The sequence below is a fragment of the Kitasatospora sp. NPDC048298 genome (assembly GCF_043201465.1).
Classification (GTDB): Bacteria; Actinomycetota; Actinomycetes; order Streptomycetales; family Streptomycetaceae; genus Kitasatospora.
Genome location: NZ_JBICYZ010000090.1, coordinates 1 through 22608, shown reverse-complemented (window position 1 = coordinate 22608; position 22608 = coordinate 1). Strand labels below are relative to the sequence as shown.

The following is a 22608-nucleotide window of genomic DNA, read 5'->3' as shown; positions in this document are numbered from 1 at the left end:
CGCGCGTGCTCGGGGCCGTCCTGGTAGGTACGTCTGGGTACGTCAGACAGTGTGCGCGTCGGTGAGCGACAGCACCTCGTCCAGGACCGCGAGGCCGGTCTTGGCCTCCTCCTCGGTGACGGTGCACGGCGGGACGACGTGGAAGCGGTTCATGTTGACGAACGGCCAGAGCCCGCGCTGCTTGCAGGCGGCGGCCAGCTCGGCCATCGGCGCGTTGTCGGCGCCGGCCGCGTTGTAGGGCACCAGCGGCTCGCGGGTCTCCCGGTCCTTCACCAGGTCGAGCGCCCAGAACACGCCGAGGCCGCGGACCTCGCCGACCGACGGGTGCCGCTCGGCCAGCTCGCGCAGGCCGGGGCCGAGGACCGTCTCGCCGATGTGCCTGGCGTTCTCGACGATGCCCTCCTCCGCCATGGTGGTGATGGTCGCCACCGCGGAGGCGCAGGCCAGCGGGTGGCCGGAGTAGGTGAGCCCGCCGGGGAAGGCCCGCTCGGCGAAGGTGGCCGCGATCTCGGCGCTGATCGCCACGCCGCCCAGCGGCACGTAGCCCGAGTTGACGCCCTTGGCGAAGGTGAGCAGGTCCGGGGTGACGCCCCAGTGGTCGGCGGCGAACCACTCGCCGGTGCGGCCGAAGCCGGCCATCACCTCGTCCAGGATGAACACGATCCCGTAGCGGTCGCAGATCTCCCGCACCCCGGCCAGGTAACCCGCCGGCGGGACCAGGATGCCCGCGGTGCCGACCACCGTCTCCAGGATGATCGCCGCGACGGTGCCGGGTCCCTCGAACGCGATCACCTGCTCCAGGTGCTCCAGCGCGCGCTCGCACTCCTGCGCCTCGTTCTCGGCGTGGAAGTTGGAGCGGTAGGGGTACGGCCCCCAGAAGTGCACCACTCCGGAGACGCCGCTCTCGTTGGGCCAGCGCCGCGGGTCGCCGGTCAGGGCGATCGCGTTGGCGGTGGCGCCGTGGTACGAGCGGTAGGTGGACAGCACCTTCTGCCGGCCGGTGTGCAGCCGGGCCAGCCGGATGGCGTTCTCGTTGGCCTCGGCACCGCCGTTGGTGAAGAAGATCTTGTCCAGGTCGCCGGGGGTGCGCTCGGCGATCAGCCGGGCGGCCTCGCTGCGCGACTCGACCGCGAAGCCGGGGGCGATGGTGCAGAGCTTCGCCGCCTGCTCCTGGATCGCGGCGACCACCTTCGGGTGCTGGTGGCCGATGTTGGTGTTGACCAGCTGCGAGGAGAAGTCGAGGTAGCGGTTGCCGTCGTAGTCCCAGAAGTACGAGCCCTCGGCGCCGGCCACCGCGAGGGGGTCGATCAGCGCCTGGGCGGACCACGAGTGGAAGACGTGCGCGCGGTCGGCGGCCTTGACGGCCTGGCCGGCGGCTGAGTCAGCGGTGGGGATGCTCATGCCGGTAAGGCTAGGGCGGCCCGTCCCCGAAGGGCAGTTCCATCGTGTCAGCCGGTCGCGCCAACCGTCGACAGGATGCAAAGGCGGTGGGCCCGGGTCGAGAGGACCCGGGCCCACCGTCACATCAGCCGACCTTCGGGAGCGATCAGATCGCGGTCATACCGCGCTGACGGTCACGACCCGCTCAGATCGCGGTCATGACGTGCTTCACGCGGGTGTAGTCCTCGAAGCCGTACGCCGACAGGTCCTTGCCGTAGCCGGACTTCTTGAAGCCACCGTGCGGCATCTCGGCGACCAGCGGGATGTGGGTGTTGATCCAGACGCAGCCGAAGTCCAGGCGGCGCGACATCCGCATGGCGCGGGCGTGGTCCTTGGTCCACACCGAGGAGGCCAGCGCGTACTCGACGCCGTTGGCGTACGCGACGGCCTGGTCCTCGTCGGTGAACTTCTGCACGGTGATGACCGGGCCGAAGACCTCGTTCTGGATGATCTCGTCGTCCTGGTTCAGACCGGAGACGACGGTCGGGGCGTAGAAGTAGCCCTGGTCGCCGACCCGGTGGCCACCGGCCTCGACCTTGGCGTGGGCGGGCAGCCGCTCGATGAAGCCGGAGACCTGCTTCAGCTGGTTGGCGTTGTTCAGCGGGCCGTACAGCACGTCCTCGTCGTCCACGCCGCCGGTCTTGGTCTCGGCCGCGGCCTTGGCCAGCGCCTCGACGAAGGCGTCGTGGATCGACTCGTGCACCAGCACGCGGGTGGCGGCGGTGCAGTCCTGGCCGGCGTTGAAGTAGCCCGCCACCGAGATGCCCTCGACGGCCTCGGCGATGTCGGCGTCCTCGAAGACCACGACCGGGGCCTTGCCGCCCAGCTCCAGGTGGACGCGCTTGACGTCCTTGGAGGCGGACTCGGCGACCGAGATGCCGGCGCGCACCGAACCGGTGATGGAGGCCATCGCCGGGGTCTTGTGCTCGACCATCAGCTTGCCGGTCTCGCGGTCACCGCAGATGACGTTGAAGACGCCGGCCGGCAGCTCCAGCTCCTTGAGCACGCCGCCGATGATCTCGGCCAGCAGCACGGTGGAGGCCGGGGTGGTGTCGGAGGGCTTCAGCACGACGGTGTTGCCCGCGGCGATGGCCGGGGCGAACTTCCAGACGGCCATCATCATCGGGTAGTTCCACGGCGCGACCTGGGCGCAGACGCCGACCGGCTCGCGACGGATGATCGAGGTCATCCCGTCCATGTACTCGCCCGCGGCCTTGCCCTCCAGCATGCGGGCGGCACCGGCGAAGAACCGGATCTGGTCCACCATCGGGCCGATCTCCTCGGAGAGGGTCAGCGCGCGGGGCTTGCCGGTGTTGCGAACCTCGGCGTCGACGATCTCGTCGGCCCGGGCCTCGACCGCGTCGGCGATCTTCAGCAGCAGCTTCTGCCGGGTGCTCGGGGTGGCGTCGCGCCAGATCGGGAAGGCGGCGTCGGCGGAGGCCATGGCCGCGTCGACGTCAGCGGCACCGGACAGCGGCGACGTCGCGTACACCTCGCCGGTGGTCGGGTCGACGATGTCGAGCGTGCGGCCGTCGGCCGCGTCGACGAACTCACCGTTGATGTAGTTGCGCAGCGTGCGAAGGTCGCTCACGGATCTCTCCTCGGTCTGGGCCTGCGGCATTGCAGATTCCGGCGCAATGGTACGTCGGCGGATCCGGCGTACGAAGGGTCCCGAGTGGCCGCGCCAGGAGCGGCGCGGTCCACTGGTGGCGGTACGTGCGCCGGCCCTCGGGGCGCGCGCGTACCGTGCCAGGGTAGCCGCACGACTGCCGGTATCGACAGACCGAGTGCGCTTCAGCAATGAAATCCGTACGCCTTTTCCAAGATCACGACGAAATCAGCAGCTTCCACGCTTGCGAACACGCGGGCGATCAGGCACAGTGGCCGCGTGGCCAACCGCGACCGGAACGCCAGCGTTCCCCTCGACGCCGCCTCCAAGGCGATCATCGAGCAGCTCCAGGAGGACGGGCGCCGCCCGTACGCCGCCATCGGCAAGGCCGTCGGCCTGTCCGAGGCTGCCGTGCGGCAGCGCGTCCAGAAGCTGCTCGACCAGGGCGTGATGCAGATCGTCGCCGTCACGGACCCGCTCACCGTCGGCTTCACCCGCCAGGCGATGGTCGGCATCCGGGTCGAGGGTGACATCGAGCCGGTCGCCGACGCGTTGGCCGCCCTCGACGAGGTCGACTACGTGGTTTGCACCGCAGGCTCGTTCGACCTCCTGGCCGAACTGGTCTGCGAGGACGACGAGCACCTGCTCGAACTGATCAACAAGCGCATCCGCGCCCTTCCCGGCGTGCGGAGCACCGAGAGCTTCGTTTACCTGAAGCTCCGGAAACAGACCTACACCTGGGGCACCCGATGACAGCCGACCCGGCGCAGAAGGACCTTTCCAAGACCGCCTACGACCACCTGTGGATGCACTTCACCCGCATGTCGTCGTACGAGAACTCCCCCGTGCCGACGATCGTCAAGGGCGAGGGCACCTACGTCTGGGACGACAAGGGACGCAAGTACCTCGACGGCCTCGCCGGCCTGTTCGTCGTCCAGGCCGGCCACGGCCGTGAGGAGCTCGCCGAGGCCGCCGCCAAGCAGGCCAAGGAGCTCGCCTTCTTCCCGGTGTGGAGCTACGCCCACCCGAAGGCCGTCGAGCTGGCCGAGCGCCTGGCCAACTACGCCCCGGGCGACCTGAACAAGGTCTTCTTCTCCACCGGTGGCGGCGAGGCTGTCGAGACCGCCTGGAAGCTCGCCAAGCAGTACTTCAAGCTGACCGGCAAGCCGACCAAGTACAAGGTCATCTCGCGCGCCGTCGCCTACCACGGCACCCCGCAGGGCGCCCTGTCCATCACCGGCCTGCCGGGCCTGAAGGCCCCGTTCGAGCCGCTGGTGCCGGGCACCCACAAGGCCCCGAACACCAACATCTACCGCGCCCCGGCCTTCCTCGAGGGCCCCGACGGCACGGTCGACCCCGAGGCCTACGGCCGCTGGTGCGCCGACGAGATCGAGGTGGCCATCCTCAACGAGGGCGCCGAGACCGTCGCCGCCGTCTTCGTCGAGCCGGTGCAGAACGCCGGTGGCTGCTTCCCGCCGCCGCCCGGGTACTTCCAGCGCCTGCGCGAGATCTGCGACCGCCACGACGTGCTGCTGGTCTCGGACGAGGTCATCTGCGCCTTCGGCCGCCTGGGCACCATGTTCGGCGCCGACAAGTTCGGCTACCAGCCCGACATGATCACCTGCGCCAAGGGCATGACCTCGGGCTACTCCCCGATCGGCGCCACGATCATCTCGGACCGCCTCGCCGAGCCGTTCTACAAGGGCGACAACACCTTCCTGCACGGCTACACCTTCGGTGGCCACCCGGTCTCCTCCGCGGTGGCGCTGGCCAACCTCGACATCTTCGAGCGCGAGGGCCTGAACCAGCACGTGCTCGACAACGAGGCCGCGTTCCTGGGCACCCTGGACAAGCTGCGCGACCTGCCGATCGTCGGCGACGTCCGCGGCAACGGGTACTTCTACGGCATCGAGCTCGTGAAGGACAAGGTCACCAAGGAGTCGTTCAACGACGAAGAGGTCGAGCGCGTCCTCTACGGCTTCCTGTCGAAGGCCCTCTTCGAGAACGGCCTGTACTGCCGCGCCGACGACCGTGGCGACCCGGTCATCCAGCTGGCCCCGCCGCTGATCTCCGACCAGTCGACCTTCGACGAGATCGAGCAGATCCTGCGGACCAGCCTCACCGACGCGTGGGCGAAGATCTGATCCCCTGAGCCTTCTTCCCCACCCTCCGCCGAAGGGCGGCCCCGCTCCCCGCGAGGCCGCCCTTCGGCGTCTCCCCCGCCGGTGCAACATCACAGTCGTACGACCAAACATGCCTGAATGCGGGTGATATGCCCGTGATGGACCAGTGCGCCGCAACCGCGACACGCCCCGGTCGTTCTAATCTGACGACTGTCATATCCCTGCGGCCACCCAGGATGGATCCTCATGTCAGCGGCACCGCCTGACAACGACGTGCTGTGGGCCCGAGGGATCGTCAAGTCCCATGACGGCACCCCCGCCCTGCGCGGCATCTCGATCGGCGTCCGCGAGGGCGAGGTGCTCGCCGTCACCGGCCGGCGCGGCTCCGGCAAGAGCACCCTGCTCGGCTGCCTCTCCGCCCAGCTCCCGGTCGACGAGGGCGAGGTCTGGTTCAACAGCGCCCCCGTGCACACCCTCCAGCGGGCCGGCCGCGAACGGCTGCGCCGCGACCGCTTCGGCTTCGTCGGCTCCGAGCCGCACCTGGTGCCCGAACTGACCGCCCGGGAGAACGTCGCCCTGCCGCTGCTGCTCGCCGGGGCCGGCAACAAGGCCGCCTACACCGCCGCCGACGAGTGGCTGGAGCGCCTCGACGTCGGCGACTGCGCCCGGCTGCGCCCCGAGCGGCTGATCCAGAGCCGCCGCCAGCGGGTCGCCGTCGCCCGCGCCCTGGCCCCGCTGCCACCCGTCGTCTTCGCCGACGACCCGACCGCCCCGCTGCACCGCGAGGCCGCCGAGCAGGTCATGCGGATACTGACCAGCGCGGCCAGGTCCCACCAGCTCACCCTCGTCCTGGCCACCCACGACCCCGAGCTCGTCCGGTTCGCGGACCGCGCCGTCACCCTGGTCGACGGACGGCTCACCGCCCCCGTCGCCCCCGTCCCCCGCGGCTCCGCCGCCCCCGGAGCCGCCGGAGCGCCCGCCGTCACGGCCACCCGCCGCTGACGACGCCGAGCCGCTGAAACCGAGCTGCCGAAGCCGAGCCGCTGAAAGAGTCGACGTGTTCTATCTCCGTCTGGCCCGGGGCTACCGGGTGCCCGACCTCGGCCGCTGGCTGCTCACCGCCCTGGCCGCCGCCGTGGTCGCCGCCTTCCTGCTGCGCTCCCTCGGCCGGGCGATGAGCGACCCGATCGACGGCGGCGACCCGCTGGCCCGACTGCTGTGGTGCCTGCCCCCGCTCGCCGCCGTCGCCTGGTTCGCGGCCGTCGCCGCCCGCGCGGTGCCCGCCCGACGGCCCGAGCGGATCGCCGGCCTCACCGCCGCCGGGGTCGGCTCCCGCCGGATCCGGACGCTGATCGCCGGCGAGGTCGCGCTCGCCTGCACCCTCGGCAGCGTGCTCACCCTGCTGCTCTTCCTGGTGCTGCGCAACGACATCGCCGGCCCCGGGCTCGCCCTCGACCTCGGCATGGGCGTGCCGCTTCCGGCCGCCGCGCCGGTCGTCCTGCTCGCCCTGGTCCCGCTCACCGCCGGCACCGCCGCCACCCTCGCGGTGCCCGCCACCGAGACCCTGCCCGGCGGCCGCACCCAGGCCCCGACCGGCTTCGGCGTCTGGCGGATCGCCCTGGCGACCGGGCTGGGCGTGATCGGCGCCGCGCTCGAACTCATCGCCCTGCGGCCCGGCGCCGCCGTCGACGGCCGCCCGATCCACCTGCCCGCCGGACTCGGCACCACCAGCACCGCCGCCCTCGGCGGCTGGGCGGCCAGCGCGCTCGGCCTCGCCCTGCTCACCGGTCCGCTGCTGGCCTGGGCCGGGCGGCTGCTCGCGGTCGGACGGCCCACCCCGCTGCGGCTGCTGGCCGGGCGCGGCCTCACGGCCCAGGCCCGCCGGCTCGGTGCACCGCTGGCCGTGCTCACCCTCGCCGTGGCGCTGGTGCTCACCACCATCCGCTACTGGATCGGCACGCCGGACAGCGCCGACGCGCTACCCGCGGTCGAGGCCTGCCTGGTGCTCGGCTGCGCGGCCGCCGCGGTGGTCACCCGGCTCGCCGAGGTCCGCACCGACCGCCGGGAGGTCACCGACGCGCTGCTGCGCCTCGGCACCTCGCCCCGGCTGCTGTTCGGCGCGGTCGCGCTGCGCACCCTCGCGGCGGGCAGCACGCTGCTGCTGACCGGCGGGGCGACCGCCGCGCTGGCGGCCGCCGGGCTCCGGTAGGGGCCCGCCCCGGTCGTTCCCGCGGAGCGGGGCTCAGCCCGCCGCGGCGAGCTGACCGCAGGCGCCGTCGATCTCCTGGCCGCGGGTGTCGCGGACGGTCGTCGGCACGCCGTGCGACTGGAGCCGACGGACGAACTCGCGCTCGTCCTCGGGCCGGGAGGCCGTCCACTTGGAGCCGGGGGTCGGGTTCAGCGGGATCAGGTTGACGTGCACCCGGCGGTTCTTGATCAGCCGGCCGAGCAGGTCGGCCCGCCACGCCTGGTCGTTGATGTCCTTGATCAGCGCGTACTCGATGGAGATCCGGCGGCCGGACTTCTCCGCGTAGTTCCACGCCGCGTCCAGCACCTCGGCGACCTTCCAGCGGGTGTTCACCGGCACCAGCTCGTCGCGCAGCTCGTCGTCCGGGGCGTGCAGCGACAGCGCCAGACGGCAGCTGAGGCCCTCGTCCGCGAACCGGTGCATCGCCGGGACGAGGCCGACGGTGGAGACCGTGATGCCGCGCTGGGACAGGCCGAAGCCGTCCGGCGCCGGGTCGGTCAGCCGGCGGATCGAGGCCAGCACCCGGTTGTAGTTGGCCAGCGGCTCGCCCATGCCCATGAAGACCACGTTGGACAGCCGCGCCTCGCCGCCGGGGATCTCCCCCGACTTGAGCGCGCGCATCCCGGCCGCGATCTGCTCGACGATCTCGGCGGTGGACAGGTTGCGGGTCAGCCCCGCCTGGCCGGTGGCGCAGAACGGGCAGTTCATGCCGCAGCCGGCCTGCGAGCTGATGCACATGGTGACCCGGTCCGGGTAGCGCATCAGCACGGACTCCACGAGCGTGCCGTCGAAGAGCTTCCAGAGCGTCTTGCGGGTGGCGTCGTCGTCGCAGGAGACGTGCCGGACCACCGACATCAGCTCCGGCAGCAGGCTCCCGGTCAGCTTCTCCCGGCTGGCGGCGGGAATGTCCGTCCAGCTCGCCGGGTCGTTCGACATCCGGCCGAAGTAGTGGTTGGAGAGCTGCTTGGCGCGGAACGGCTGCTCGCCCAGCTCGGCGACGGCCTCCTTGCGCTCGGCGGGGCTCAGGTCGGCGAGGTGTCGCGGGGGCTTGGCGCCGCGCGGCGCGACAAAGGTGAGTTCTCCGGGCTTAGGCATGGTTGTTCCAGTGTCGCAGACGCGCGAGGGCCCCGGACGCCAGGCGTCCGGGGCCCTGCTCGTACGTCTCGTACGGCTCGACCGCGCGGGTCAGCTGCCGACGAAGGCCGCCAGCAGCAGCCAGACCACCGGGGCGGTCGGCAGGAGCGAGTCCAGCCGGTCCATGATGCCGCCGTGGCCGGGCAGCAGCGTGCCCATGTCCTTGATCCCGAGGTCGCGCTTGATCATCGACTCGCCCAGGTCGCCCAGGGTCGCGGTGACCGCCGCGCAGCCGCCCAGGATCAGGCCCTGCCACCAGCTGCCGCCGTCGATGGTCAGTTCCATCAGCAGCGCGCCCGCCAGCATCGACAGGGCGATGCCGCCGGCCAGGCCCTCGCGGGTCTTGCCCGGGCTGATCGTCGGGGCCAGCTTGGTCTTCCCGAACTTGTAGCCCACCGCGTAGGCGCCGGTGTCGCTGCAGATCGTCACGATCAGGAAGAGCACGATCCGCTGGGGGCCGTCGTCGGCCGCCAGCATCATCGCCACGAAGGTGGCCAGGAACGGCACGTAGAAGGCCGTGAACACACCTGCCGTTATGTCCCGCAGGTAGTCCTCCGGCGGCTCGGCCATCCGCCAGACCATCACCGCCAGCCCGGTCAGCGCGAGCGAGGCGGCGGCCCACTGGATGCCGGCCCAGTAGCCGGTGGCGACCATGGCGAGGCCACCCACGACCAGCGGGACCAGCGGCGCCTTGATCTGCTTGCGCTCGGCGAGCCGGCTGGTCAGCTCCCAGACGCCGACCGCGACCGCGGCCATCACGACGACCAGGAACAGCGCCTTCACCACGAACAGCGAGGCGACGATCACCGCACCGAGGCCGACGCCCACGCCTATGGCGGCCTGGAGGTTACGGCCGCCGCGCTGCTTGCGCGGCTGCGGCTGCGGGGCGGGCTGGGCGGCCACGGGTGTCTCCTGCCCTGGGTGGGACGACGGCACGAAGTGGGGCTGCCCGGCCGCCAGGTGGTTCGCCGGCGGCGCGGGATGCACCGGTGCCCCCGGGTGCGGCGGGGTGCCGTGGCCGGGGGCGGGGATGGCGTCGCCGGATATCGCGCGCAGCACGACCGTCTCGGTCACGCCGGGCGGCGCCGGCTCGGACTGCTCGTCCCGGAACAGCGGGCCGCTCAGCCGGCCGGAGTCCCGGGCCTGCCCCTCGCCGGGCTCGGCCGGTCCGCCGGGGGCGGGCCTGCCGGGCGGCGGGCCGGGCTCGGCCGGTACGGGAGGCATGACCTGAGTCTCCTCCGCGTCGCCGCCCCAGTACACCGGAGGCTGCTGCGGCTGATCCGAACGGAGGCCCGGGGCCCCGTGGGCGGCACCCGGCGCGCCCGGGGGCGCGGCGTGGCCGCCCGGGTGGCCGGGGTGTCCCTGGACCGGCGGCGGCTGCACGCCGTACCCCGGCACCGGGTGGGCCGGGGTACGGACGTCCTGCGGGTGCGGCGCCGGGCGGTAGGGCTGGAACTGCTGGTCGGACGGGCCCCAGTAGCCGGGGGCGTCAGGGGCGTCGTTCATCAGACCTCGAGCAGCTCGGCTTCCTTGTGCTTCAGCAGCTCGTCGATCTGGGCCACGTACTTGGCCGTCGTGTCGTCGAGCTCCTTCTCGGAACGGCGGCCGTCGTCCTCGCCGACCTCGCCGTCCTTCACCAGCTTGTCGATGGCGTCCTTGGCCTTGCGGCGCACCGAACGGATCGAGACCTTGGCGTCCTCGCCCTTGGTACGGGCGATCTTGATGAACTCCCGGCGGCGCTCCTCGGTCAGCTCGGGCAGCACCACGCGGATGATCGAGCCGTCGTTGGACGGGTTGACGCCCAGGTCGGAGTCGCGGATCGCCTGCTCGATGGCCTTCAGCGCGGTCTTGTCGAACGGCGAGACGACCGCCATCCGCGGCTCCGGCACCGAGAACGAGGCCAGCTGGTTGATCGGGGTCTTGGCGCCGTAGTACTCCGCGACGATCTTGGCGAACATCGCCGGGTGCGCACGGCCGGTGCGGATGGCCGCGAAGTCGTCCTTGGCGTGCAGGACGGCCTTCTCCATCTTCTCCTCGGCCTCGAGGAGGGTCTCTTCGATCACTGTGGTCTCCCTGTCCGGTTCATCTGCTGTTGTTCCGACCGGTCTCGGCGCGCCGACCGGTACGGCTGGTCGCTGCTCAGGCCCGGACAGAATCCTGGCTGATGAGTGTGCCGATCTTCTCACTCTTCACCGCGCGCGCGATATTGCCCTCCGCCAGCAGTTCGAAGACCAGCATCGGAAGGTTGTTGTCCTTGCACAGCGTGATCGCGGTGAGGTCGGCGACCTTGAGGTCGCGCGCGATGACCTCGGAGTACTCCAGCGCGTCGAACTTGACCGCGTCCGGGTTGGTCCGCGGGTCGGAGTCGTAGACGCCGTCCACGCCGTTCTTGCCCATCAGCAGGACGTCGGCGTGGATCTCCAGGGCGCGCTGGACGGCCGTGGTGTCGGTGGAGAAGTACGGCATGCCCATACCGGCGCCGAAGATCACCACACGGCCCTTCTCCAGGTGCCGGACGGCCCGCAGCGGCAGGTACGGCTCGGCGACCTGGCCCATGGTGATGGCGGTCTGGACCCGGGTCTCGATGCCTTCCTTGACCAGGAAGTCCTGCAGCGCGAGGCAGTTCATCACGGTGCCGAGCATGCCCATGTAGTCGGAGCGCGCCCGGTCCATGCCGCGGACCTGGAGCTCGGCACCCCGGAAGAAGTTGCCGCCGCCGATGACCACCGCGACCTCGGTACCGGCGCGGACGACCGTGGCGATCTCGCGGGCGATCGCGTGCACGACGTCCGGGTCGACGCCGAGCCCGCCGCCACCGGCGAAGGCTTCACCGGACAGCTTGAGCAGCACCCGGCGGCGCGAGCCGTCCCTGGGGTCCTGCGCGGTCTCCTGCGTCTCCTGCATGGACTTCTCCTTTTTGCACCTACTGGTCACAGGCGCGGGTGTGCGGATGCCCGGCCTGCGCGTACACGCGAGGAGGCCACTGCCGCGGGAACCGGTTCGGTGTCCTGCACGGCAATGGCCTCCTCGTCGTTCATGGTGCCGACGCGAGCCCGCCCGTTGGCGGTAGGCGCGGGGTGAGCCCGTTCGGCGTTCCTCCCACCCCGGTCAGCGGGCGGGGGCGGTTCCCAGCCTAAGGGGGCCGGGGACCAGGTGGAACGTGGCTCAGGCGCCGACGCGGAAGCGGGCGAAGCGCTTCAGGGCGACGCCGTTCTCCTCGAGGACCTTGGCGACGGACTTCTTGTTGTCCTTGGCGAAGGCCTGCTCCAGGACGGAGTTCTCCTTCACGAAGCCGGTGACGCGACCCTCGACGATCTTCGCCAGGGCGGCCTCGGGCTTGCCCTCCTCGCGGGCGGTGGCCTCGGCGACGCGACGCTCGTTCTCGAGCGCCTCGGCCGGGATCTCCTCGCGGGACAGGTACTTCGGGGCGAAGGCGGCGATGTGCTGCGCGACGTCCTTGGCGACCTCGGCGTTCTCCTTGTCCAGCTCGACCAGGACGCCGACGGCCGGCGGCAGGTCGGGGCTGGTCTTGTGCAGGTAGACCGCGACGAAGCCGTCACCGTCGAACTGGGCGAAGCGACGGAAGACGATCTTCTCGCCCAGGGTCGCGTTGGCCTCGTCCACGAACTGCTGGACGGTCTTGCCGGCCTCGATCTCGGAAGCCAGGGCGACGTCCAGGTCGGCCGGGGCGGTCTTGGCGACGTGGGCGGCGATCGCGTCGGCGACCTCGACGAACTTGTCACCCTTGGCGACGAAGTCCGTCTCGCAGTTCAGCTCGACCAGAACGCCGGACTTCTTGTCCTCGGCGATCAGCGCGGCGACGGCGCCGTTGGAGGCGTCACGGCCCTCGCGCTTGGCAACGCCCTTCTGGCCCTTGATGCGCAGAAGCTCGACGGCCTTCTCGACGTTGCCCTCGGCCTCGTCCAGGGCCTTCTTGCAGTCCATCATGCCGGCGCCGGTGAGCTCACGGAGCTTCTTGACGTCCGCGGCGGTGAAGTTCGCCATGGTGTGAATCTCTTCTCGCGTCTCGCGTGTCTGCGTGGAGTGGCGCCGGGACCGGTGGTTCGGTCCCGGCGCGGGAGAGAGGGGCACCTGCCGGCTTCGTACCGGCGGGTGCCCCTCACCCTTGGTACGTCAGGCCTGCTCGGCCGGAGCCTCGGTGGCCGGAGCCTCGGTGGCCGGAGCCTCGGCGGCGGGGGCCTCGGCGGCGGCGGGGGCCTCCTCGGCCTTCTTCTCGCCCTCGAGGAGGTCCTTCTCCCAGGCGGCCAGCGGCTGGTCGGCACCCGGCTCGGCCTTGGCGTCGCCCTTGGCGACACCGGCGCGGGACTTCAGGCCCTCGGCCACGGCGTCGGCGATCACGCGGGTCAGCAGGGTGACGGAGCGGATCGCGTCGTCGTTGCCCGGGATCTTGTAGTCGACCTCGTCCGGGTCACAGTTGGTGTCGAGGATGGCGACGACCGGGATGTTGAGCTTCCGGGCCTCGCCGACCGCGATGTGCTCCTTCTTGGTGTCCACGATCCAGACGGCGCTGGGAACGCGCTGCATGTCGCGGATACCGCCGAGGGTCTTCTCCAGCTTGTCGTGCTCGCGCTGGAGGACCAGGAGCTCCTTCTTGGTGAGGCCGGAGCCGGCCACGTCCGAGAAGTCCAGCTCGCCGAGCTCCTTCAGGCGCTGGAGGCGCTTGTAGACGGTCGAGAAGTTGGTCAGCATGCCGCCGAGCCAGCGCTGGTTCACGTAGGGCATGCCCACGCGGGTGGCCTGCTCGGCGATGGCCTCCTGGGCCTGCTTCTTCGTGCCGACGAAGAGGACGCTGCCGCCGTGGGCAACGGTCTCCTTGATGAACTCGAAGGCGCGGTCGATGTAGTTCAGCGACTGCAGGAGGTCGATGATGTAGATGCCGTTGCGCTCGGTGATGATGAAGCGCTTCATCTTCGGGTTCCAGCGGCGGGTCTGGTGACCGAAGTGGACGCCGCTCTCCAGCAGCTCCCGCATCGTGACGACGGCCATTGCCGTGCTCCTTGGTGTTACGGCCCGGCGGCGGCACTGCCTCGCAGCGATCGCCCACAGCCGGGTCAGGCTCGGTTTGTCCGTGGCGGCCAGGTGACAGCCACGCCTGACGCCCCGAACGTGCCGAGCCGCTCCACCCTGGCGGCCCAGGGGCCGGTCGGGCTCGGCGGACCGAGCGGCACTCGCACCTGGCGGGGCTGCGGACGAACCGCGTCCGACCGCCGGTGGCGGGGCGTGCGAAGTCGACCCGGCGGACCGGGTCGCGTGTGAAGTGTACGGGAAGCGCCGAGGCGCGAGCGACTCCACGCGTGGCCGGGGGCCCGCCGAGGACCTGGGAGGAGCCCGGGGAACGGCCGGGGAGGGCGGGTTCCGATGGGGCTGCGGTCACGTTCCCGTGGGGCTGCGACGGGGGCGGGGAGAGCCGTGTGACGGACTCGAGAGCGGATACTCGGGCGGACGTCGGGGCGCGGGCGCGGGGGCAGATGCGGGGGTGGATGCGGGGGTGGATGCGGGCCGGTCGGCCGACTGCCCCGGTCCGTCGCCGGTATGCCGTTTGTACACCGGATGGCGGAGTCCGTACACCCGTCGGAGTGATGGCGTGCGGGCGCGGGGGTGGTTTGTCCACAGGAATCCGGATGTGGGTGGCGCGGGAACGGCACGACGGCGAGCCTGCGGGCATGACTGGTCGCGGGTGGTTCGGCGGGGTGGTGGCGGTGGTGCTCGTGCTCGCGCTGCCGGGGGCGTCAGGGGCTGCGGGGGCTACCGGGGTCGCGGGGGCTGTGCGGGCCACAGGGGTTTCGAGGGGGCCCGAGGCCGTCGGCGTCCCGCGCTCGGGCGTCCCGCGCTCGGGCGCGGACGGGGGTGGGGGCGGGCGGAGTGGCGCGCGGGCCTGGCCGGTGGGCGGGCCTGGCGCGGTGCTGGGCCGGTTCGAGCCGCCGGCGAAGGTCTGGGCCGCCGGACACCGGGGAGTGGACCTCGCCGCGGCACCGGGGGCGGAGGTCCGGGCGGCGGCTCCCGGAGTGGTCGCCTTCTCCGGGCTGGTGGCGGGACGGCCGGTGGTGACCGTCTCCCATCCCGGCTCGGGCTCTCCCGCGCTCCGGACCACCTACCTGCCCGTCACCGGCACCGTCCCGGTCGGCACCACGGTGGCCGCCGGACAGACGATCGGACTGCTCGCTCCGGACGGGCGGCACTGTGCCGAGCACGACTGCCTGCACTGGGGGCTGCTGCGCGGAGACCGCTACCTCGACCCGCTGGCCCTGTTCGGCGCGGGCACGGCGCGGCTGCTGCCACTGAAGGGCGGGGACGGGTAGGGCGTCCTGCCGCACGCCCGTCGGCGAAGGACGCGAGTGTAGGGCGACGGCGACGGCGAGGGGGGCGAGGGGGGTGAGGGCAAGGACGAGGGCGGAGCCCGGACTGCGGGCGGAGCCGGAAGCCGGGCCGCGGGCAGAGCCGGCCGGGTCGGCTCAGGGCCGGGCGAGCCCGTGCAGCACCATCGCGACCGCGGCATCGGCGATCTCCTCGGGGCTCTCGACGGCACAGCCGGTGCGGCCCCCTGCCGCGGCCTGCTCGGCCCTGCGGGTCGCCGCCTCCACCACACCCTGCACCAGGGCCGCAGCGAGCCGGGGCTGCTCGTGGCCGAGGTCCTCCAGGGTCCGGCCGACCAGACCGGCCAGCCTGCCGTGCGCCGACCTGATCCGCTCCCGCGCGGCCTCGTCGAGCTCCAGCGCCGAGATCGCCACCACCGCCCGGTGCCGGGGGTCGGCGGCGAGCGCCAGCTGGCCCCGGACGTAGGCCTCGATCCGCTCGACGGCGGTGTCGCAGCTCTCCATCCCGGCCTCGATCTCGGCCGCCCAGAGCGGGAGGTCCACCTCGCAGAGCGCCTCGACCACGGCGGCGCGGGACCGGAAGTACTCGTAGACCGAGGAGCGCGCCAGCCCGGTGCGCGCCGCGAGCGCGGGGAAGGTCAGGGCCTCCATGCCACCCTCGGCAAGCAGGACGCGGGCAGCATCAAGAAGGGCTGCCCGCTGGAGCTGGCGATGCTCGGCCACCGTGGCCGCTCGGATCTTCGGCACGCTCCCACTCTACGGAGCCCTACCTCCGACCGATACGGCGCCGCGCATCAGGAGGAGGCGCGGGCCCGGCGACCGGCCACCCGTGACCGACGGCGGGCGCCCGACTGCCGACGCCCTATCGGATGTCCGACAGCTTGGCGCGCAGCTGGAGGACGGACTTGGTGTGGATCTGGCTCACCCGACTCTCCGTCACCCCCAGCACCTGTCCGATCTCGGCGAGGGTGAGGCCCTCGTAGTAGTAGAGCGTCACCACCGTCTTCTCCCGCTCGGGGAGGGTGTTGACCGCCTGGGCCAGCAGCCGGCGCAGCTCGCGGTCCTCGGCCACCTCGACCGGGTTGTCGGCGCCGTGGTCCTCCAGGGTGTCCATCAGGCTCAGCCGGTCGCCGCCCTCCCCCACCGGGTGGAGCAGCTCGTCCAGCGCCACCACGTTGGCCAGCGACAGCTGGCTGAAGATGGCGTGGAGGTCCTCGATCGCGATGCCCATCTCGGCCGCGACCTCGGGATCGTGCGGCGTCCGGCGCAGCCGGGCCTCCAGCGTCGCGTACGTCCGCTCGACCGCCTTCGCCTTCTGCCGCACCGAACGCGGGATCCAGTCCAGGGCCCGCAGCTCGTCGATGATCGCGCCGCGGATGCGGCTGATCGCGTAGGTCTCGAACTTGATGGCGCGATCGATGTCGAACTTCTCGATCGCGTCGATCAGCCCGAAGACCCCGGAGGAGACGAAGTCCGCCTGTTCGACGTTGGAGGGCAGCCCGACCCCGACCCGGCCGGCCACGTACTTGACGAGCGGTGAGTAGTGCAGGATCAGCTGCTCGCGCAGCCGCTGGTCACCGGTCTCCTTGTAGGAGCGCCAGAGCTCTTCGAGCGCGGAGCGGCCCTGGGCCGCGGCCTCCCGGGCGTCCTGCCCCTGATCGCCGCCCTCCACCCGCTCCCGGCGGAGCGGGGACACCGGCGAGGCGAACACCTGGACGGCAGCGGACCGGACCGGCGCACTGCCGGGCGGCCGGGGCGCACCGGCCACGGCCACGCCGGGGGGTGCGCCGGCGGGCGCCCCGACGGGCGCGCCGGCGGGACCGGTCGCGTCGGCGCCTTGGACCGGCTCTGCACCCCGGGCCGCATCCGCCGGCTGGGGCACCACCGTCGGCCGGCCGCCCTGGCGCGACAGGCCTCCCATCGTCCCCGCCGACTTGGACGGGAAGTCGGGCACGGGGCGCCGCTCGGTCCGCGGCCCCCCCGAGGACCGAGCGCCACCGGTCACTCTGTGTCCGGGAATGTGTGTGGGCATGCGTTGGTCTGCGCCGTTCTGCCGAGTCATGTGCTGATAGGGAAGGCATGTGGAGCGTAGCGTGACCGACTCACTGCGAAGCGCTACCGCCACTCGGTCGTCCCCCGATCCGGTGGCCGTCGCACACCGGATCGAGACTGCGAACAGAGGAACCGGAGTGCCAGGCAGCCGGACGGTCCGACGTGCGTGCCCTCGGCGCGGGCGCGTTCTCCGTTCCGACGCTCACCTCCTCCGCACCACGCGCCAGTGCGCGCCGTGCCGCTCCACGTAGCCGAGCGAGCCCAACTCGTAGAGCCGTTGGAGGACTTCGTCCGGCGGGAGGCCGGACTGCCGGGCCAGCCGCTCGACCGGCGCCCCCTCCGCCGTCGCGGGTACGGCTTCCAGCACCCGGGCCACCGCCGGTTCCAGCAGGTCGCGCGGGAGCACCGGGCCGCTGCGCTGCGGCGCCAGGTCCTCCCCGATCGCCCCGATCAGCTCCGTGATCTCGGCCGCGTCGGTGACCAGGGTGGCAGCGCCGCTGCGGATCAGGGCGTGCACCCCGGCGGAGAGCTCCGAAGTCACCGGGCCCGCGACGCCCATGGTGTGGCGGTTGAGGTCCCGCGCCCGTCTGGCCGTGCTCAGGGCGCCGCTGCGCACCGCCGCTTCGACCACCACCGTTCCCCGGGTGAGCGCCGCGATGACCCTGTTGCGGAGGACGAAGCGGAAGCGGTTCGGATGCTCCCCGGGCGGCAGTTCGCTGACCAGCAGACCCTGGACGCCGATCCGCCGGATCAGTTCGGCATTGCCCTTGGGATAGGCGACGTCGACACCGCAGGCGAGCACGGCGGCGGTCATCCCGCCGACCGCGAGTGCCCCTCGGTGCGCGGCGGCGTCGATCCCGTAGGCGGCTCCGGAGACCACCACCCAGCCTCGTTCGGCCAGTTGGGCCGACAGCTCCCCCGCGACGTGGGCGCCGTAGGCGGTGCAGGCGCGGGAGCCCACCAGCGCGACGGACCGGAGTGCGAGCAGCCGCAGCGAGCCGGTGCCCGTCACCCAGAGTCCGATCGGACGTCCGTCACCCAGGTCGTCGAGCTGGCTGGGCCACTCCGTTTCTGGCGCAAGTCCAGGCGTGTTACCCCATTCGATTGCCGGCCCCCGTAAGTGGTACGCCCAAGCTCCGTGGAGTTGACCCTGCGGACTGGCCAAGCCGATCACCAGCCCGCAGGAGCGCCAACGGCACACGGCCGGGTTTACCACGTCCGAGCGATGTCAGCGTGCGACCCCGAGTGACAAGCTCGAACAAACGTGCGATTATGTGCCGGGTTTCAAAAATCCCCCCTCAGGTGAGGTACAGTTTTTGAAACCTACGGTTCGGTTGGAGGGGCTCGTGCGGAACCTGGAACACAGCCAGCAGCGGCTTGCGCAGCTGGACGTCTCCATCGAGGTGTTCCATGCCTCACTGGAGCAAGCCATTGCCGACGTACGCGGCTGCACCGACTTCGACGCCCCGATGATGCGGGGCATCATGTTCTGGAGCCGGACGAATCGATACATGGCCGAGGGGCTGGACCCGCAGGGATGGAAGCGCACGTCCCGAGACAACATCGCGGATGATCCACCCGACGGGGAGTCACGCGATCACGGCGATCAGCGCCTCTGGGGGTGTGGGGAACCTACGTAAGTCTGTGCGGTCGAAGAACCCCAAGGGGCCAGTGATGGCCCGCCTGGTCGAGAACAACCACCACCAGTTGGCCCTCATGTCTCGTGACGACATCCTCTTCGGCCGCGAGCTGGATGACATCCCTACCTGGTTCCTGCTGTACCAGTGGGACGAGGGCGTGCTGTCAGCTGAGCTGTCGTTGCCTGTCCGGATGCACGGCAAGTTCGTCGACGAGTGGCTGGAGCGCATCCCGCTGTCCCTGACGAACCTTGGCGACCCGGGCGCCGATGTCAGCTTCCTGGACGAGCCGGCCGACGGCGAGGAGGGCCCGGAGGTCGTGGTGGAACTGCTCGGGACCGACGGATAGATACAAGCGTGAGTGGGAGCTGCGGAGAGTGTTCACCCCTGAACGGCTGGTACTTGCGCGCAAGCGCAGGCGGATGACGCTGGCGGACCTGGCGACCAAATCAGGTGTCTCAGCGCAAAGCATCACAGCGTTCGAAAACGGCCGCCGAGTGCCAACAGAGGAAACACTCTCCCAGCTATCTGACGCCCTCGACTACCCACTGGGCTTCTTCGCCAGTCCTCGTCCGGTCGACCTCCAGCTAGACCAGGTGAGCTTCAGGGCGCCCTCGAAGATGACCGCCATGGAGCGTGAGAGCGCCCTGGGATCGGGTGCGCTCGCGATGGACCTGAACTCGTGGTTGGGGGCACGGTTCCGCCTACCCCCAGCCAACCTTCCGACCTATCCTGGCGAGGCACCCGAGGATGCCGCGGAGCGGCTGCGGGCTGCATGGGGACTTGGGGAGGCCCCGGCGCCGAACATGGTCCACTTGTTGGAGGCCAACGGCGTCAGGGTGTTCTCTCTCCCCTCAGACTGTCTGGACATCGATGCCTTCTCAACCACCGAGGCGGGCACTCCTTTTGTCTTCCTCAACACCCGCAAGTCTGGCGAGCGAGGCCGCTTCGACGCAGCGCATGAGCTCGGGCACCTGATCCTGCACTGCGAGCACCGGATCCCTCATGGTCGCGACTCCGAGAGTGAAGCCAACGATTTCGCCTCCGCGTTCCTCATGCCCCGGGCCGGCATCTTGGCACAGCAGCTCCACGGGGCCAGCGTCGACCGCATCATCAGCGCCAAACGGCGTTGGGGCGTTTCAGCGATGGCTCTGACCTACCGGCTACGGAGACTGGATTTGCTCTCGGAATGGCGGTACACGCAGATCGCCAAGGAACTAACCAAGCGCGGTTACCGTGCCGGCGAGCCAGGTTCCCAACTCGGACGGGAAAGCAGCCAACTTCTCGCTAAGGTATTCGATGCCCTACGCACCGCCCGCGACATCAGCCCCGCAGATATTGCCGGTCAGCTCTATATTCCTCAAAGGGAATTGAACGACTTCGTATTCGGCCTGGTGCCGGTCGGCCTGGATGGTGAAGGGCAGACCACAGCTCCCATTAGGCCCAGCCTTCGCCTGGTCCACAGTTGAACAACCTACTTTCCCTTGCACGACCGCACCTTCCCGTGACCTCTTAGTCCCGTTCGAAAGCAGTGGTACGTGAAAGTCCTCGGCATCGCCGTCAGTTCCAGCGCCCTCCACTACGGTGCGCTCCAGCACATCTCGGGAATCTCGCTGGTGCCAGGAGCACCTGAGCGTCTCGGGCCGGCAGATGGCCTAACCGGCTGCGAGCGCACGGCAGACACCTACCGCCGCATTTACCAGGACATTCACGTGCTTGCTCCAGACATCGTGGTGCTTGTCGCCACGCGGAAGCACAACAACTGGCTCTACCGGCAGGCCGCCGACCGCGCCACCCTGGTCACCCTTGTTCAGCTAGCTTGCCATGAAGACGGGATCCGCTGTGAGGAGTGGAACACCGAAAAGATCGGCAAGCTGATCGGCGCACCTGCCCCGTCGCTCCACGATGTCCCACTCGAAACGATTGGCGCTGCCGACCGGCCCAAGTATTGGAAACTCGGCCGTGGCGACGCCTTCGCTGCGGCGCTGGCCGCCCTCCACGAGTCCGAAGCCGATAACAACCGGTGACCTGATTACCTACCAGCAGAGAAGACACCGGTGAGAGATCACGAGCGACGACTCGTTCTGGACTACGAGTCCCTCCACAGCATGCCGATCGGCGTGCATGAAGTACATGTGTGGTGGGACCAGGTCCTACATAACTGGCTTGTGGGCAAGAAGGTAGACCTGTCCGAGTTCGAGGCGGCCGGCGATCTGATCGAACCCCGCGTCATGGAAATGATCAAGCACCCCAACATAGTGGATGTCCGCGCCGTAGCAAATGTTCCTGGCTACCCCCAGCCCATGCGCGTCGTCGAGATCCTCATGCCATACTTCGAGCAGGGAAGCATCACTGATGCGCTCGAACGCGGCGAGACTTTCGCTCCCACAAAGGCGCTTCGCATCATCCAGGCAGCGCTGCAGGGACTGACGGAAATGCACGAGCATCACGGAATCCTGCACCGTGACATCAAAAGCCCCAATCTGTTCCTCACCGGTGACGCCGACCTCGTCAAGATCGGAGATCTCGGCGTTGCCGGTGCAATGGACGCCTCCGGCGCGACCCCCGCTATCCAGGTTGCACACATGTATGCCCCGCCCGAAATGATGGTCGGCCCCCGCGTCACCCGCGCAGCAGATCTCTACTCCATGGGGCTTGTACTGCTCGAACTCCTAGCCGGCAAGTTCGATTATGACTCGTACACCAGTACCGAGGTGGTCGACGCCCTCCAGCAGGGACGACCGCCCCTTCGCGAGAGCGACCGCCAACTTCCGGCCTGGGTCTGTCGCCGCCTGCGGCGACTTGTCCTAAAGGCCACTCACCCAGATCCCACCCAGCGCTTCAGCAGTGCGCGCGACATGAGCGCGGCCCTCGCCTCAGTCAAGATCGCAGATTGGCGCGAGGTGGAACCCAACGTCTGGCAGGCCCCTCACCTGCACCGGAACGAGCACTGGAAGATCACGGCCACCCCCTCAAAGGACGGCGGCATCGAGTTGGCGACATTCCGACGCAGGGCCGCCTCGTGGCGGCGCAACGGTGAGGCCCTGGTCGTGCCGAGCATCGGCCACCCTCAGGTGGTCAGCTACTTCGAGAAGGTGAACAACCGCGCTGTCAGCTGATCCGCTGCTCTGACCACTACGTCCTGGTCAGAGCAGGCCAGCGGCGCCAACGCCAAAGACTCTTGGACAGCTTCAGGTGTCACCGTGAACCGCGCCTCTCGACCGGTCCCAGCCGGTTCGAGAGCGCCGTTCCTGGCAAGCGCCCACACTTCTGTACGGATACGCCGCGCATCGATCCTGCCGTCAGCGACAAGCGGCGCCAAGAGTGCCCGCCACTCCATCCGGCCAGCGCCGACGGAATACCGCCACAGTTGCTCTACGAGGACTTCTGCCGCCCATGCATGCCGCGGCAAAGATCGATCCGGCAGGCGGGCGATACACAAGGCGAGCAGGGCCCCTTGAGAGTTCATCGCCTCCACCACCTCCCGGTTATCAGCAGCGGCGGTCCACAAGCCTCTCTCTGGTCGCCAGAGTGCCGGACAGCCGACGTGGCGGCAAGAGCACCCTCAGCGAATCGTACATGCGTTCGTTTCTTGATCGTGCAACATCAGCGCTCATCACACGCCCCCCGGCCTTGGGCGTACTGCCGGAGCTCGCCTGTCACCGCCGGACGCCTGCCCGCCGGCAGGGCCGCTAGACACGGAGTGCCCACTCCCCCACCGGCCCGCTGACTGGCTTCCACCTACGCGCATCTACGAGCGCTCCAGGCGGGCTAGACCGGGCTTCCGGGTTCGAGTTCTGCCGCGAATAGGACGGCAGCGGCCCTGAGGATGCCGTTGATCCGACGAAGATCCGCATTCTCGGCTTCGAGGCGGCGAATACGAGCATCGTCACTCTGAGCAGTTCGAGGCTGCCGACCGGACTGGGCCTCGGCCTTGTTGAGTTTTTCGGGGTGGTTGGGGACCACGTTTTCGGTGGGTTCGGGCACCAGCGGTTTTCCGGTGAGTTCGGGCTCCACCTCGTGTGATGGT

General features: G+C 70.2%; 19 protein-coding genes and 3 pseudogenes. 10 read left to right on the top strand and 12 right to left on the bottom strand.

Features of this window, described 5'->3' with window-relative positions:
- Positions 1-42 precede the first annotated feature (42 nt).
- Positions 43-1401, bottom strand: a complete 1359-nt coding sequence (locus ACGF0D_RS39510) for an aspartate aminotransferase family protein (protein ID WP_392883781.1) — start codon at positions 1399-1401, stop codon at positions 43-45.
- A 184-nt stretch (positions 1402-1585) separates the two neighbouring features.
- Entirely contained in the window at positions 1586-3061 is a 1476-nt protein-coding gene (locus tag ACGF0D_RS39505; RefSeq protein ID WP_392924909.1) for a gamma-aminobutyraldehyde dehydrogenase, read from the bottom strand.
- A gap of 267 nt (positions 3062-3328) precedes the next feature.
- On the opposite strand from ACGF0D_RS39505, the gene ACGF0D_RS39500 reads away from it, so the two are divergent.
- The 4 genes from ACGF0D_RS39500 (at position 3329) to ACGF0D_RS39485 (ending at position 7381) form a co-directional block, all read left to right on the top strand.
- Positions 3329-3802, top strand: a complete 474-nt coding sequence (locus tag ACGF0D_RS39500) for an Lrp/AsnC family transcriptional regulator (RefSeq protein WP_030243538.1) — start codon at positions 3329-3331, stop codon at positions 3800-3802.
- Positions 3799-5193 carry an aspartate aminotransferase family protein gene (locus ACGF0D_RS39495; RefSeq protein ID WP_392924907.1) on the top strand — a complete coding sequence of 465 codons (1395 nt, stop codon included), beginning with the start codon at positions 3799-3801 and terminating at the stop codon, positions 5191-5193. Before ACGF0D_RS39500 ends, ACGF0D_RS39495 begins: the two co-directional genes overlap by 4 nt.
- Before the next feature lie 225 nt (positions 5194-5418).
- Positions 5419-6174: an ABC transporter ATP-binding protein gene (locus ACGF0D_RS39490; RefSeq protein WP_392924905.1), complete on the top strand. Its 756-nt coding sequence runs from the start codon at positions 5419-5421 to the stop codon at positions 6172-6174.
- Positions 6175-6229: 55 nt separating this feature from the next.
- A complete protein-coding gene (locus ACGF0D_RS39485; RefSeq protein WP_392924903.1) occupies positions 6230-7381 on the top strand; it encodes a hypothetical protein in 1152 nt (383 codons plus the stop codon).
- Positions 7382-7414: 33 nt separating this feature from the next.
- On the opposite strand, the gene rlmN is transcribed toward ACGF0D_RS39485, so the two are convergent.
- The 6 genes from rlmN to rpsB all read right to left on the bottom strand — a co-directional run bounded on the left by rlmN (position 7415) and on the right by rpsB (position 13561).
- Positions 7415-8515, bottom strand: coding sequence for a 23S rRNA (adenine(2503)-C(2))-methyltransferase RlmN (rlmN, locus tag ACGF0D_RS39480; protein ID WP_392883789.1), 1101 nt, complete (start codon positions 8513-8515; stop codon positions 7415-7417).
- Between the two features lie 90 nt (positions 8516-8605).
- Positions 8606-10060: a phosphatidate cytidylyltransferase gene (locus ACGF0D_RS39475; RefSeq protein WP_392924901.1), complete on the bottom strand. Its 1455-nt coding sequence runs from the start codon at positions 10058-10060 to the stop codon at positions 8606-8608.
- On the bottom strand, positions 10060-10617 hold the full coding sequence (frr, locus tag ACGF0D_RS39470; protein ID WP_360348875.1) for a ribosome recycling factor: 558 nt from the start codon (positions 10615-10617) through the stop codon (positions 10060-10062). Before frr ends, ACGF0D_RS39475 begins: the two co-directional genes overlap by 1 nt.
- 76 nt (positions 10618-10693) lie before the next feature.
- Positions 10694-11458 (bottom strand): UMP kinase, encoded by a 765-nt coding sequence (gene pyrH, locus ACGF0D_RS39465; protein WP_329929692.1) that lies wholly within the window; start codon positions 11456-11458, stop codon positions 10694-10696.
- Positions 11459-11719: 261 nt separating this feature from the next.
- Positions 11720-12559 carry a translation elongation factor Ts gene (tsf, locus tag ACGF0D_RS39460; protein ID WP_392883792.1) on the bottom strand — a complete coding sequence of 280 codons (840 nt, stop codon included), beginning with the start codon at positions 12557-12559 and terminating at the stop codon, positions 11720-11722.
- Positions 12560-12688: 129 nt separating this feature from the next.
- A complete protein-coding gene (gene rpsB / locus ACGF0D_RS39455; RefSeq protein ID WP_392883793.1) occupies positions 12689-13561 on the bottom strand; it encodes a 30S ribosomal protein S2 in 873 nt (290 codons plus the stop codon).
- A gap of 914 nt (positions 13562-14475) precedes the next feature.
- Between rpsB and ACGF0D_RS39450 the strand changes: the two genes are divergently transcribed.
- Positions 14476-14874 carry a M23 family metallopeptidase gene (locus ACGF0D_RS39450; protein WP_392883794.1) on the top strand — a complete coding sequence of 133 codons (399 nt, stop codon included), beginning with the start codon at positions 14476-14478 and terminating at the stop codon, positions 14872-14874.
- Positions 14875-15027: 153 nt separating this feature from the next.
- Here the strand turns inward: ACGF0D_RS39450 and ACGF0D_RS39445 are convergent, their stop codons facing one another.
- The 3 genes and pseudogenes from ACGF0D_RS39445 to dprA form a co-directional block, all read right to left on the bottom strand.
- On the bottom strand, positions 15028-15612 hold the full coding sequence (locus ACGF0D_RS39445; RefSeq protein WP_392883867.1) for a TetR/AcrR family transcriptional regulator: 585 nt from the start codon (positions 15610-15612) through the stop codon (positions 15028-15030).
- 139 nt (positions 15613-15751) lie between these two features.
- Positions 15752-16548: pseudogene (whiG, locus tag ACGF0D_RS39440) on the bottom strand (RNA polymerase sigma factor WhiG).
- A gap of 595 nt (positions 16549-17143) precedes the next feature.
- Positions 17144-18013, bottom strand: a pseudogene (dprA, locus tag ACGF0D_RS39435) (DNA-processing protein DprA); the annotation flags it as partial.
- Positions 18014-18287: 274 nt separating this feature from the next.
- Here dprA and ACGF0D_RS39430 point away from each other — a divergent pair.
- The 5 genes from ACGF0D_RS39430 to ACGF0D_RS39410 all read left to right on the top strand — a co-directional run bounded on the left by ACGF0D_RS39430 (position 18288) and on the right by ACGF0D_RS39410 (position 21697).
- Positions 18288-18581 carry a hypothetical protein gene (locus ACGF0D_RS39430; protein ID WP_392924899.1) on the top strand — a complete coding sequence of 98 codons (294 nt, stop codon included), beginning with the start codon at positions 18288-18290 and terminating at the stop codon, positions 18579-18581.
- A 34-nt stretch (positions 18582-18615) separates the two neighbouring features.
- On the top strand, positions 18616-18927 hold the full coding sequence (locus ACGF0D_RS39425; RefSeq protein WP_392924897.1) for a hypothetical protein: 312 nt from the start codon (positions 18616-18618) through the stop codon (positions 18925-18927).
- Positions 18928-18955: 28 nt separating this feature from the next.
- A complete protein-coding gene (locus ACGF0D_RS39420; RefSeq protein WP_392924895.1) occupies positions 18956-20047 on the top strand; it encodes a helix-turn-helix domain-containing protein in 1092 nt (363 codons plus the stop codon).
- Positions 20048-20116: 69 nt separating this feature from the next.
- A complete protein-coding gene (locus tag ACGF0D_RS39415; RefSeq protein ID WP_392924893.1) occupies positions 20117-20605 on the top strand; it encodes a hypothetical protein in 489 nt (162 codons plus the stop codon).
- Between the two features lie 30 nt (positions 20606-20635).
- A complete protein-coding gene (locus ACGF0D_RS39410; protein ID WP_392924891.1) occupies positions 20636-21697 on the top strand; it encodes a serine/threonine-protein kinase in 1062 nt (353 codons plus the stop codon).
- 652 nt (positions 21698-22349) lie between these two features.
- On the opposite strand, the pseudogene ACGF0D_RS39405 reads toward ACGF0D_RS39410, so the two are convergent.
- Positions 22350-22608, bottom strand: a pseudogene (locus ACGF0D_RS39405) (hypothetical protein); the annotation flags it as partial.